Source organism: Flavobacterium sp. LC2016-01, assembly GCF_009711135.1.
Classification (GTDB): Bacteria; Bacteroidota; Bacteroidia; order Flavobacteriales; family Flavobacteriaceae; genus Flavobacterium.
Genome location: NZ_WMIC01000006.1, coordinates 89,686 through 104,115, shown reverse-complemented (window position 1 = coordinate 104,115; position 14,430 = coordinate 89,686). Strand labels below are relative to the sequence as shown.

General features: G+C 30.2%; 8 protein-coding genes. 2 read left to right on the top strand and 6 right to left on the bottom strand.

Annotated features, from left to right (window positions below):
- Window positions 1-28 precede the first annotated feature (28 nt).
- Window positions 29-661 carry a DNA-3-methyladenine glycosylase gene (locus GKZ88_RS13485; RefSeq protein WP_155102890.1) on the top strand — a complete coding sequence of 211 codons (633 nt, stop codon included), beginning with the start codon at window positions 29-31 and terminating at the stop codon, window positions 659-661.
- A gap of 24 nt (window positions 662-685) precedes the next feature.
- Here the strand turns inward: GKZ88_RS13485 and GKZ88_RS13480 are convergent, their stop codons facing one another.
- Complete coding sequence (locus GKZ88_RS13480; protein WP_155102889.1) at window positions 686-1,912, bottom strand: hypothetical protein; 1,227 nt, start codon at window positions 1,910-1,912, stop codon at window positions 686-688.
- 135 nt (window positions 1,913-2,047) lie between these two features.
- Window positions 2,048-3,691 (bottom strand): alpha-L-fucosidase, encoded by a 1,644-nt coding sequence (locus GKZ88_RS13475; RefSeq protein ID WP_155102888.1) that lies wholly within the window; start codon window positions 3,689-3,691, stop codon window positions 2,048-2,050.
- A 211-nt stretch (window positions 3,692-3,902) separates the two neighbouring features.
- On the opposite strand from GKZ88_RS13475, the gene GKZ88_RS13470 reads away from it, so the two are divergent.
- Entirely contained in the window at window positions 3,903-4,775 is an 873-nt protein-coding gene (locus GKZ88_RS13470) for an AraC family transcriptional regulator (RefSeq protein WP_155102887.1), read from the top strand.
- A 21-nt stretch (window positions 4,776-4,796) separates the two neighbouring features.
- On the opposite strand, the gene GKZ88_RS13465 is transcribed toward GKZ88_RS13470, so the two are convergent.
- The 4 genes from GKZ88_RS13465 to GKZ88_RS13450 are packed head-to-tail and all read right to left on the bottom strand — an operon-like array spanning window position 4,797 to window position 14,371.
- Complete coding sequence (locus GKZ88_RS13465) at window positions 4,797-5,411, bottom strand: hypothetical protein (RefSeq protein WP_155102886.1); 615 nt, start codon at window positions 5,409-5,411, stop codon at window positions 4,797-4,799.
- A gap of 37 nt (window positions 5,412-5,448) precedes the next feature.
- A complete protein-coding gene (locus GKZ88_RS13460) occupies window positions 5,449-6,576 on the bottom strand; it encodes a hypothetical protein (protein ID WP_155102885.1) in 1,128 nt (375 codons plus the stop codon).
- A gap of 12 nt (window positions 6,577-6,588) precedes the next feature.
- Window positions 6,589-10,593, bottom strand: a complete 4,005-nt coding sequence (locus tag GKZ88_RS13455; protein WP_155102884.1) for a WG repeat-containing protein — start codon at window positions 10,591-10,593, stop codon at window positions 6,589-6,591.
- Window positions 10,594-10,606: 13 nt separating this feature from the next.
- The gene (locus tag GKZ88_RS13450) at window positions 10,607-14,371 is read right to left on the bottom strand and encodes a WG repeat-containing protein (protein ID WP_155102883.1); all 3,765 of its coding nucleotides are present in this window, start codon (window positions 14,369-14,371) and stop codon (window positions 10,607-10,609) included.
- Between the last annotated feature and the right edge of the window lie 59 nt (window positions 14,372-14,430).

Below are 14,430 nucleotides of genomic sequence, written 5' to 3'. Positions count from 1 at the left end.
TTTACATTTGCATAAATAAAACTGACAAATGGCTTCATCATCTATAAAATTTCCATCGAAATTACCTTTCGCTTATTATCTAAACCAAGATGTTCTTTTTCTAGCTAAAGATCTTTTAGGGAAAGTGCTCTGCACAGAAATTGACGGAAAAATAACTTCCGGAATTATCGTAGAAACAGAAGCTTATTTTGGCATTCAGGATAAAGCGTCACATGCTTATGGAGGCAGACGAACGAACCGAACTGAGATAATGTTTGGTGCTGGCGGTGTTTCTTATGTTTATTTATGTTACGGTATTCATCATCTTTTTAATATTGTCACTTCGGTTGAAGGCGAACCGCATGCCGTTTTAATCAGAGCAATTGAGCCTTTAACAGGAAAAGAGATTATGGAAGAAAGACGAAATATGCCTTTTTCTAAACCTGCAATTTCATCTGGTCCAGGCTCGGCAGCAAAAGCTCTCGGAATTGACAGTTCATTTAATAAAAAGGATTTGGGCGGAGATGAAATTTGGCTGGAAGATCATGGCATCAGATATACTGAAGAAGAAATTGCTGCCACACCTCGCGTAGGTGTTGCGTATGCTCAGGAAGATGCGCTTCTGCCTTGGCGCTTTTTTATTAAAGGAAATAAATATGTGAGTAAACCTAATAAGATATAACTTAAGTGATTTACTTATTTAAATCTAAAGATTTTTAGTTTTGATTTCATCCATTATCCGATCGATCTCTTTTTTCATCCAATTAATAGCTAAATATGTTCCTCCGCCGTTAATGTTTTTTACTAGGACTTTATTATTTTCCCAATCCAAAATATATAGCCCTAATTTCGGAGCGTAATTATCATTCTTTCGAACAGCAGCACTTTCGTAATCGAAATATATAGGTTTTGAATTTTGAAAATAAACGTTTAAAGTAAAAACATAAAAATGTTCAAGATCTTTAGGATAATTTACATAAGTAACTTTATAAATTTCGTTTTCCTTCTTTACTACGGTTATCGTTTTCTTATCAAAAGGTGATTCATTTGGTCTATTCTTTACTCTGAAACTTTTAACGTTCAGCGATTTATCATCATCAATTTGATTCATCCATTTATCGGTTTGCAAAACTTTAGAATCATCATATAAAGAAACCATTGGATTTCCTCCCGTATTATAGATTACATAACAAAATTCACCTTTGATTTTTACTAAAGCCATTGCCATTGTACAATACCTGTCACCTTTATCATAATACAACAGCTCATAATTTTTGATTTTATTTTCGGCCATGCAAAATGCAACGATTGCTATTTCATCAGTATAATCAGTACGTTTCCAATTAAACATACTGGAATTATAGCTGTCACTTCTATAAAATTTTTGAACTTCAGCACGTTTTGCAGTAACCAAATCGCGGTACTGAACATTCTTCTTGTCTTGTTCAAGATTTCCATTGCTTTTTAGTAAACAAAAAATACTATCTTTTTTGTAGTAATAATATAATCCTAAATCTCTGTTTGGAGTAAAATTCCCAGAACAGTCACCACTTTTGGTAATTTTTTCCAAATAAAAACAGATGTAATTTTTGTCTATGATTTTGTATTTACCTTTAGTATTCGTAAAACAATCGTTTCCACAAAATGCGGTATAGCCACTTACAAAAGTTTGATCAGGATGAAGTGAAATATAATTTCCAGACCTAATCTGCTCTCCATTATTAGGATATAGCCAATACTCTTTCGTTTCGACACTTTCTATTAATTCACTTATACTCCAGGTACCTTCTAAATCAGTGATTTTGGGATTATGTTTAACTGCATCAAAACCTTGATAGCTAGAACCTTTATCGGTAAAATTTTCAAACTCTTTTTGCTTTTTCATACAGCTAATAGCCAAGCAAAACAGAAGTAATAAAAAAAATGATCTCATAAATTGATTTTTAGTAATGATACTATTTATTTCTTTTAGATTTAGATATCCAATTATCTTTTATCCAAAAACAAATAATGTATCAGTACTATAGAGCACATTTTTTATAAAAAGGTTGGAATTACTTCAAAAAAATCAACTTATTTCCAAAGCATTTGCAAATGACGCTTCAGGTTTTTGTTTTGGAAAATATACTTCGAGAGCTTCATCATTTTGTTTAAAACTAAGCGTTTCTCCAGTGCTGACTAGTTTAATCTTTTTTATTTTCTCAGTATGATAAGTTTTTTTTGCGCCTAAACTTTTAATAACTGCAGTTCCGTTTTCTGGCCACTCCATAACAGTCGCATAAAGAATTTTGTCCTTTTGCACAAAACGAATATCTTCAGCTGTAAAAGGCTTTCCTTTTCCTTCGTTGAAACCTTGAGCTGTTAACGCTCCAGCACTTCCCTGTTGTGGGCCTTCGCCAAAAATTTTCCATGGGCGCGTACCATAAATACTTTTGCCGTTAAGTTTCATCCAAGCCCCAATTTCTTTTACAATTTGGCGTTCCAATTCGTCAATGCTTCCATCACCTCTTACTGGAATATTAAGCATTAAATTTCCATTTTTACTTACTACATCAATTAAAGTGTGAATAACCGTTTTAGCCGATTTATAACGCTTATTTTCATAAACACTTCGATCATAATGCCAATGACCAATACAAGTATCTGTCTGCCAAGGCAAAGGTTCAATTTCATTGCTTTGTCCTTTTTCAATATCCCACACTATAGCTTTTTTTTGCTGTTCGTCTAAAATTTTTCCGGTAATTACGGCTTGAACGGTTTTATTTTTTTGAACACTTTTATTATACAAATGTGCTGCAATACGCAAACCTGCATCGCTGATTGGCCAAAGCGGCAAGGCTGTATCGTCAAAATAAAGCATATCAGGATTGTATTTGTCGATCAAATCAATTGTTCTGTTATGAAAGTTTTCCATATAGGCTTCTGATGGTTTTGCTACTCCACTGCCCCAATTCCATTGGCTGTGTATTCCGCCGTTATCGTCACTTTTTTCGCTTAATGGATGATTTTGAGCGTACAGTTCCTGCGGATCTAAACCTTCCCACCAAGTTCCTTTTCCATCTGCTTTCGTTAATTTTCCATCATATGGCACACCAGCCAAAGGACCATTTATGTCAGAACGCTGTGCAGTTTCAAACCAGCTCCAGGCATGTGCTGCGTGAATGCTCACTGCAAAAGGAAGATTGGCTTTTCGGGCCGCTTTTTCCCAACCTGCTATGATATCTTTTTTAGGTCCCATTTTGGTTGAATTCCAATGAGGCTGATATTTGCTGTCATAAAGATCCAAATTATCATGATGATTCGCCATCGCCATAAAATATTTGGCTCCGGCATCTTTATACAGACTGACTAATTCTTCGGGATTCCAATTATCTGCTTTCCAGACATTGATTACATCTTTAAAGCCAAATTTAGAAGGATGACCGTATTTTTCTACATGAAATTTATATTGTCGAGAACCTTCCTCATACATGCCTCTTCCATACCAATCACCCGCTTCAGGCTGGCATTGAGGTCCCCAATGCGCCCACATTCCAAACTTTGCATCACGAAACCAATCTGGAACTTGATATTTGGCCAGAGAATCCCAAGTGGGTTCAAAAGGACCTTTGAAAATAGGTGCAGTTAAAAGTTCCCCTTTAGCCAGCAAAGGTGATAAATACAAACCCATTAATCCTGATGCTGCTAATTTTAAGGCGCTACGTCTATTCATTTAATTTATATTTTTTTTGCTTTTCAGCGTTTTTACCAATTCGGATAATCTTATTTCAGATTTAATTTTCTGCATTTATTTACAAAAAAAGCATTGCTTTTATCTGTTTTAATACTAAAATTCAAATCATTCAAAAGCAAATATATTTTATAAGTGATATATTTGTTTTATTCAAATCCGATTTTTTATTATTCAAAAACGACTTTTTATTATGTTCAAAAGTAATTTTAAACATTCTTTCTCTTTATTACATGTAGATTATGTGAAACTGTATCAAAACTGGAATTACAACAATGTAATTAGTCCCTATTATCGATTGTATTACATAGATGAAGGGAAAGGATATATTTCTGATAATTATGGCCGATTAACTTTAGAACCTGGAAATTTATATCTCATTCCAAGTTTCACCATATGCAATCTAAATTGTGACGACTATTTAAGTCAGTATTTTATTCAATTTTTTGAAGAATCACCAGACGGAATATCGCTATTCAACAATCATAGACGCGCCATGAAAATTCCTGCCGAAGAAATTGACATAGCGCTAATTAAAAAACTGCTTAAAAGTAATCCCGGAAGAGGAATCAATCGCTCTGAAAATCCAGAAGTTTATGAAAAAGAAGCGTTTTACAAAGAATATTTGTCTTTGAACAACAAAATGAAAACACACTTAATCTTTGAAAATCAAGGAACACTTATCCTTTTAATTTCCAAATTCCTAAGATTAACTAGTTTCAAAATAGACGATACCAAATCTATTTCTTCAAAAATCTTAGATACAATGAGTTATGTGCAGATTAACTTAAGTAAAAATATAACGGTTGCACAATTGGCGCAAAGAGTAAATCAAAATCAAGATTATTTTTCGAAACAATTTTTAAGTCATACAGGACATCGACCTTTGAATTACATTCACGAAAAAAAAATCGAAAGAGCGCAATACCTGATTGCTACTACAAACAAGAGTTTTCTTGAAATTGCTTTAAATACCGGTTTTTCAAATCTGCCTCACTTTTCAAAAATATTTAAAAAGACAATTGGCATTACTCCTGGAGAATATCGTAAAAACACACATTTTTGAGCTCAATCGCTAGCAATTTTTTTATTCCTGAATAAAAGATTTTTCATCACTTAAGATTTCTCCTGTTTTGCCATCAATTTTTATTATTCTCGTTTCTTCAATTGTTCTTATATCTATTGAATAACAATAATTGGTAAAAAAATACAGTCGCTTGTATGGAAATCTGTCTATTGTTAATGATTGATAATTGGTATCGTTAATCAAATCAATTTGCAGATCTTTCTTGAGCAAACCGGTTAATTGTTTTACTGTAAAATCATAATCTTCATCATAATTTTTCCAGTTTGTTAAAGTACCTTTTTCATCATAACTTTTCCATATACCAACTGGCATTCCATAAAAATATGAAAATTCATTTACCAATAAATTAGTCGATTTATCATAAACAAACGTATGCTTAAAACTATGATTAACAGCTATTATTTCTTTTTTAAAGTGCTCTTTTGCTTCAGACAATTTGATAATAGTATCTTTTACAGAATATTCATAAGTACTATCAATTTTATTCTCATTGAATTTTTTCAAATCAAATTTTTCAGAAGACTTTGCACTAAATTTTTTAGGAGATATTGTTTTTTTATCACTACAAGATAAAATACAAAGCATCGTGAATACTATTATTATTTTTTGTTTCATAAACTACGTTATTATCTTTAAAATTGTCCGTAACAAATTATGTAGACGGCGAAAATGAAATGGAATATCTGCATCTCACCTTTCTTCCATTTAGTTCTGCGGGGTTCCATTTAGGTAATAACTTTAGAACTTTAGCAAACGCTGTACTTGAACCATAACCGGGATTCCTAGGGATTCTAAGATTGCTTAAACTCCCATTTTTTTCTATTACAAAAGTGGCATAAATCCTTGAAGTTTCACTGCCAACTAATTCTGTGGGTACAATATAATTCTTATTCAAAAAACTGTACAATTTATCAATACCCCCAGGATACTCAGGTTTAACTTCGACGGCCTGAGAATCGTATATATAATCAGGGTCACTTGGATCCAAAACCTTACCGTCTGTATAGTTAACACCGGCATATTCTTTAGGATCTTCGTAGATCGCAAAATTTTTATGAAAATGATCGTACACCAAATAATCATACTTTTTGTTTTGCATAAAAAGTATTACCGTAAACGAACTCCTTATTTTTTTGGCATATAAAACTTTTGGTTTACTAAGTTTTAACTCGGGATGATCCGGAAAAAAATCGGAAAGCATTTCTTTCATTCCTGTTTTATTTGTCGGTCTCCATTTTAAATAATGCAAATTAGGAACCCCGTTATTTCTATCAAGGGAATCTATTAAAGCAGAATATTTTACGTTTTGCAAATCATTTTTAATTTTACCATCACTTTTAATGAATTTTATAGATACTGTATCTTTGTAGATAAAAAATAATCCTTTATCCTGATTTGGATTTGGATTCAGATTTGGGTCACAATCACCTGCAGTTTCGACTTTTTCCAAAAAGAACCGAATATGATTCTTATCCTGCATTTTATATTTCCCAGTGTTTCGTCTAAAACAGTCTAATGCGCATGGAGCCGACTTTCCGCTTTCAAATGTATTATCAGCATTTAACTTTATATAATTTCCGTAACTTATTGCTTCAGCTTTATAAAGATTATATTCCGATTCCTCATCTGTCCCTATCAAATTATCACTTGCCCAGAAATCAACTAAAGCAATGGTCATTTCTGGGCTCTTTAATTTCTGATTTTTTGATATTGTATTTTGAGAATTACAAGTAATTATAATTCCTAAAATGGAGCAAACTATATAAATTGATTTTTTCATCTCACTTAATTTTTAATTATTCTCATCTTTAATAACAACATTATCAGCTGTTATAAAACGAATCTCTTCATTAGTATTACTGCAGACAAAATAGTTCTTGCTATCCTGATAATACACTGAATCATAAATCATTGGAATTACAATTTTATTATTTAAATCTATTACTCCTACTTTAAAAGGATCGGAAACTATTAGATATTTATTCTTCACAATTTGTAATATGTTTCCATATGAAACTGGAATTTTTACTGGCAGCATTTTATTTTCGTCAGCTTGTAGATCAATAATTCCATGCATTCCGTTTAAAGAAACAACCACATATCTATAATCTAAAATTTGAACCAAACTGTCATAAATAACAGGTATAATTAGCGTTCCCGATTTATTAACTAATCCAAATTTATTGTTGCTTTTGACTTCTAAATTACCCTGAAATTTAGAAAAATTGATTTCATCATAAGCTGGCGAAATTATTTCTCCTGCTGCATTGACAATGTACTTTTTAGAATCTTTTTCAATTATAAATAAATTATTAGCGAACGTTTTTTCAACTTTTGAATATCGCAGTGGAAAAATTAGTTTCCCTTTTTCGTCTAAAAATCCTTGCTTTCCGTTTTCGTAAATTTTATAAATTCTAGGAGCATTGTACTTCGTGTCCACCAGTGAATCACATTGCACTTGAAACAAGAAACTTCCTTGATTACTATAAACCATAGTTTTATTGTCCTTTCTGGCAATTATAGGGTTATAAAGCGTTCTATCTTTCCTGAAACCGTCAAATTCAATTGGCAGAATACTTTCTAAATTTGGGCCAAGAATTCCCATTTTATGATCTTTTGAAACTATAAAATTAAATGAAGGTTTTTGAGGCATTCGTTTGTCATTCATCTCTTTAATAATTTCAACATCATTGCTGTTAATTATTCTTTCCAGTAAATACTGCGTTTCTATTTTATCGTATTCAAAACTCAGCAATACATTGTTATTGCGGTCAATCATTCCGTATTTAGAATTCTTTTTTGCGATGTAAACAGAATCTACAGATGGAATTATGGTATCATATACAAAAGGAATGAAGATTTTTTCATCAACTTTTGTAATTCCATATTTATTTTCTTTTTTCTGAATTAGGTAGATGCGCCAATTATCTAAATATCTTATATCTCGGTTTCTATCAATTAATCGTTCTGCGATTAAATTTCCTTTTGTGCTGTATTTTTGAACCAGAACTTTTGCATCTGAAGTGGAATTATTATTTTTCATAACAGTAAAACCGCTGTCATCGTCAAAAAATAAATTGCCATTGACTTTTTGAATAACTTTATTTTCATCTAAACTAAGAAATATTGCTTCGTCAGAAGCTTTTATAATGGCAATCCCTTTTCTAAAATCAATCGCATAGTCTTTTTTAGGAAGCATTATACTTGCCACTTTATTTCCATTAGAAGAAACAAAATCAATTTTATCAGCAGCTTTATCTGACTTGTCGATACAAATTAAGATTTGTTCTAACTCCTCTTTTTTAGACTTTTTACCGTAAAGTGTAATTCTCTTTGACGCTTCATAAATTACATCATAAATATTAGATTTAATGATAATCTTTCCCTTATCACTGACAAGTCCGGGCCTTTTATCGTTTTCATAAAATTTATACAGTTTTCCTTCGGCCGAATAAATAGGATAATTTACATCTACATTTTGAAAAGTATTTTTTGTTTTCTGTCCGTTTTTATCAAAAAAACCGTACTTGCCGTTCTTCTCATAAAATATCACATTATTAGTTATACTTGAAATCTGATCTTTTGAAACTTTCTCATATAAATTTTCATCGATAATAGTTTCAAAATATTTATCTGTTTTAGCATAAATAAGATTTTTTGGATCGTAGACAATCTGAATTTCTTTAAATTTCGGTTCAATTAATTTTTGATTGTTTAGATCATAAAATCCAATTAATTTATTTGATTCTAGTTCGATAATTCTATTATTATAGATTTGTCGAATGTTGTATTTTTCCAAAATTCTAGAACTTCTATTATTTTCTATTTTTATTAAAAAGTGGTCGTCAGAATACTCATATCCTCTTTTTGATCTAAATTTCAAATTATAAAATTCCTCTCCTTTAAGAGTTGTAATTTTTTCAAAACCATAAACATATTCCGTAAACTTAGGAAAAACATAAATATCTTTTTTGCGCTGAACATCCACAATTCGGCATAAGTTGTCTTGATCTTTAACGAAATAAAATCCGTCTAAAAAAACCTTGATTTCTTTATAAGTAGCAGGAAAAAGTTCTTTGCCATCTTTATCAAAAAGCCCGAAATAATACGATTCACCTACGAGATAGTATTTATTATCAAAAGTCGCAACCGAATTATACTGTGCAGGAATAATCACTTTTCCATTTTTATCAATAACACCGGCATCTCTATCAGTATTGACAACTAAAAATTGATTTTCTAATCCGCTAAGAATCTGCGTGTAAATTGGCTTTACAATTTCGTTGCCCATTTTGTCATCAAGACCAAATAATTTTTGATCTTGAGGTTCCTCTTCATCAGCAAACTTTGTTTGACTTGATAAAATTCGATCCAAATTTGGAACTGCATAACTCCAATCTGTATAGGGATACTCTTTTTTGCTTAATCCTTTCTCTGTTTTTGATTCTGAATTTCCATATTCCTTTCCTTCTAAAGTGAATTTTTTGATTTTACTTTTGAAGCAGGTTTCAAGGTAAGTTTCTGTAGAATCTTTATAGTTTCCGGGATAACCTGACCGTATAAAATCATACTTTACATAAACATGATCAAACTGAGGTTTTACAATGGAAATTTTATCTTTTGCGACAGAAATCCATCCCCATAATTTTTGTTTTTTAGTAAAAAACAAAGTCGTGTTTATTTGTTCAATTTCATCAAATTGAGCTTCGGTGATTGTCTTATTAGCTATTGTTTTTAATCCAAACAAATTGTTTTTAGTATAAACAACTGCAACTGTATTTGAAAAATAATCAAACTCTTCTTTTATTGGATACTCATATTTTAAATTCTTCCAAACTTTATTTTTCAGACAATTGTAAAAATTATTTATCGAATCATAAACCGGTTCTGTGTCATATTTATCTTTTGTCAAATTGTAAATACCAAATTTTGAGTTCTTCTTTACAATAATAAGTTTGTCCTTATCTGTCTTTATTTGATTTTGCTGAAATATATCTGATCCTTTATCGAAAATAACAATTTCATCAAAAGCATTCTGTGCAATAATACGGTTTGTATTGAAATTTCGGACTTCGGTTTTATTATCTTTTTTAATAAAAAATCCATTTATATTTACATTAAAATATTTGTCAATATCTTGAATTTTATCGCAGTCATCAATCAAAAATTGTGCTTTTTCTGCATCGAATAATCCAAATTTATTTGAGTTTTTTTGAGTGAGAAAATAGTCTTGGTTTATTTGCTGTGCATATTTCAAATCATTTACAAGCAATTTTCCCTTATAATTGTACAGGCTTATTTTAGCATTTTCATCATTTGAAGTCAATATAATACACTTGGCAGGTGAAATTATATAATTCCCAAATGCAATAATTGTTTTTCCTGATAAATCAAGCAACGTTTTTTGACGATTTAAATTGGCAACTATATAATTTGAATTTCTTTCTCTCAAAGGAATTTCGTCATAAACTGGAGCAATTATATATTTTTTTGTATTGCTATTATAAAGACCAAAATGCGTTACTAATGAAGTTTTTACAACAACAATTTTAACGGAATCATTGATTACAGCTCCATCTTGAAATTTATAATCCAAGATTTCTTTGCAATGCTTTTTCCAAATATTAATATCAGTTTCGGCAAGCGTTTGTTCGTCTTTAATTTGTTCTAAAGTCTGCAAAGCTTCCTGCACATTTCCTTCATTAAAAAACAGGATTGCTTGTTGCTTCAAATCTTGATTTTGCGCAGGAGAAAGCTGTATTAGAAGCAGAAAGAAAAATAGTATTGGGGTTTTCATTTTTTATTAGGAACTATAAATTAGTCTGAGGTGTTATATGGCTAGTTTTCTTGTTGTTTGTACAATAAAATATTCCTCTATTAAAATAAACACTATCGTACTTAAACGGAATCACTATTTGATTTTGTGAATTTACCGCTCCATATCTTCCTCCTTTTTTTACTACATAATAATCTTCATTGATTTGTATAGTAATTTCCTCATATTGAAAAGGCAGTATCTGTTTTAAGTCTTTTGTATACAAGCCGTAAAGATTATTTTCGTCTTGAATTAATAAGTGTTCAAAATATTCTCCGATAAAATCTCTATTGTACTCAACTTGTTTGAAACTGACAACCGGCGTTTTATAAAGTATGATATCGTTTTTTGCAAGATAATATTTTCCTCCTGTTTCCTTTGAATTAGCCATTTTAAGCTGATCATCCCAACTTATGTATGGGTTTTTGTCTGTTATAACTCCGTTGTAATCTCTATATAGCTCTTTGCCATTTTTATACAGCCTGTAAGAATTATAATTAGAATTGACCGTAACACTATCTAGCACTGCAGAAAAAAACGGATTTCCCTTATGATCGTAAACATTAATCAAAGAATCTTTTTTGCTGATGATAAAACTTTGATACAATTTAATATTATCAAATACAGGTGGCAAAATCATTTTTGAAGTAGAATCAAAAAGTCCGAATTTATTTTTTTCTCTTACTTTATATGCCGAAAACATTGTTAAAGTGGGAGCATACAAATCTTTTACTTCTACCGTTTGAATATCGTCGTACTTACTATCTGTAACTAACTGATTATCTTCATTAATAATTCCAAATACATTATCTTTTTTACTGATAAATATTTTCCCGTTTTTAGATTCTAAAGAATCATATACAAATGGAATTCCGGCTTTTCCTTTAGAGTTAACGACGCCGTACTTATTATTTCTTTTTAAAATATAATTTTCATTAAAGCTTCCAGAATATTGCTGTTTCGTATCTACAATAGTGTCAAAAATAAATTGGCCATTACAATCGTATTTTTCATATTTATTTTTAGTCGCGCTAGCATCAATATAGGCTGCAGTATATCCAAAATCTTTGTCGTCATGAAATTGATTTGCTCTTATCTTCCAAAATATTTTTTTAGTTTTTAGATCATAAACATTTATTGAATCGGTACTTCTTATAATGATTGCGCCATTATTAGCGCTAAAATTCCAATTCCCATTATTCTTTACCTCAAACGTTGCAATAATTTCTTTTTGGCTTGAAATAATTTGCACCGTTTTATTTTCTTTCCCATATTTTGTACAAGCAAACAAATCACTATTATATTGTTTTAAATACTGGTTTTGTTCAAAATAACTATTTTGGTATTTATACATGTCTGGAAAATACTTCAATTGAATTTCATCATAAATTTCTGGTTCAATAATTATTTTACCGTCAAAATTTATTATGCCGTCTTTTTTTGAAGCGGTGTTTGAATTAAATCTGAAGTAAGAAGAACCCTCAAAAATTTTTAAAACAGGATATCTAAAATTAGTGGCTTGCAGATTTTTGTTCATTACCCCTATTTTATTCTCATCTTTAAAAAAATAAATGTCGTTTTTTATTTCATATAAAGGGTATTCTAAAGTTGTTTCATTACCGAAACTATCAACTACGGTATCAAATTGATTAACTCTGGTAGCAAAAAATCTATCATTAGCATAATCGTTAATAATATTAAAACCACGAATATCATCTATAATTTTTCCGTTTTTCACGTTATAAAAAACTACTTTTCCTCCCTGATAAGTATGAGCTCGTATATAATTAGAGTCTACAAATTCAAAAGAGTCTCCTTTCAATTTTTCAACTTTGTCGTCTTTAATTTTTAGAGCGGCTTTTATATAGGATTTCTCTTTTTTGCCAGAATTGTTCATTTCAGTTTCAGGTGAAAGTTCTGTAACAAAAACATAATCAGTTTTTGTTTTAAAATCAAAATACTCAATTGTAACTTCTTTAATAGTAGCCGGATAAAGCTGTATTCCTTTAGAATTAAAAATACTTTGCAATCCATTATCAGATGTTACAAAAAACACATCAGAATAAGGATCTTTATATTCGATTTTGGCATATTGAACCGGAATAACTTCTTTTCCATTGCGATCGATTAAACCAGCTTTTGAACCTTGTGAAGCAATAAATGTATTATTTTTAGCAAATTGGATTTTACTGTATGTAGGAGGCAAAACTTCTTTATAATAAATATCATCTAAACCAAACTTCCCATTTTTCTCAAATACACTCCTGTCAAAGTCATTTACTCTTGCATAATCATTGATATTTGTAATCGTAATCGACTGTTCAAAACTTACATAGTTTTTGTTTTTTATATCGTTTTGGACTTTAACATCTGGTTTTTCGCCATTTCTTAAAAACTTGGTTATTTTTTTGTTTTTATAACAGGCAATAATTTCAAAATAACCACCTAAAAGATCAATGTAGTCAAACTGTGGCGCTATAAATGCATCTCCTTTTTGAACACCAGTAAAACCCCATTTTTGCCCTTTTCTCAGCGTAAAAATACCATTCGACAAATATCTGATTTCATCAAAACTGGCTTCAACGAGAATTTTACCACTTAAATTCATCAATCCAAATTGACTGTTTTTCTTAAAAACAATTGCTTCAAATCTATCAGATTCCGGCTCACAGATTTCTTCATCATAAATCAGATTAATCCACTTTCCATTATAAAAAGTATTTCCAAGTTTATTGATTGAATCATAAACTGGTTCTTTATAATATTTATCTTTTGAAATGTTGAAAATGCCATATTTATTGTCTTTTTTTACTATTGTATAATAGCTGAAGAAAGACAACTTACGAATTGTATCTGTTACAAATGGCGCATTGTCTTTAGTATTTATAAGACTTGTAATTGCATTGTCAAAATAGTTGTTCTTATAATATAACGGTATATAATTATCAAATTTATGTGTGTCTATAAATTCATTTGCTATGATTTTATAGAGATAATATTGGCCGTTTTTACGAAATGGAAGCCATGTATTATTATACTCAATTCCATTTTCGTATGTAGGTCCGCTTGGGCTAAAAAATTGGTCAATATCATCAAAAATTATCTTTTTGGTGTTTGCATCAAATACCCGATACTTATTATTCGTGTTTTTAGTAGATATATAATTTGGATAAAACGTATTAAAAGTATTTAGATCTTTAAATAATAAATTTCCATTTAAATCAAAAACGCTTATACTAGTATCATATGAAAAATAATCATATCTAGTATTTTCAGCTGTCAAAACGTAATCTCCATAAATCTCAGAGGAGTGATAGCCTAAAGGAATAATAACTTTTCCTGTCTCAATATTTACAAATGCCTGTTTATTGTTTTTATAAACACTTTTATATTTGAAATATCGTTCATGAAAAGGAATCGAATCATAAACTGGCGCTAAAGTATATTTTTTAGATTTCTCATTATAAACGCCTTGCGATTTTAATACACTCGTTTTGATATACACTTTGTATAAAGAATCATTTAACTTCGTTTTCTTAACAAAATGATATTGCATTATATTTTCTAAATGTGATTTGTACAAATTAACATTTGTAGTTTCGAGAGTTTCTTTATCCTTAATCTTATTGTAAGTTTCATACGATTTTAAGAAATCACCATTATTATAATATGTTTCAGCTTGTTGACGCAATGTTTGGGAATTTTGCGAAAGCACAGCAAACGGAAGGAAAATGAATAGGAATAGTATTTTCTTTATCATATGTTTTACAGCGTAATTTGGGACATTAAAAGTGGATTTGGAAAACTGATGCTTTTCTT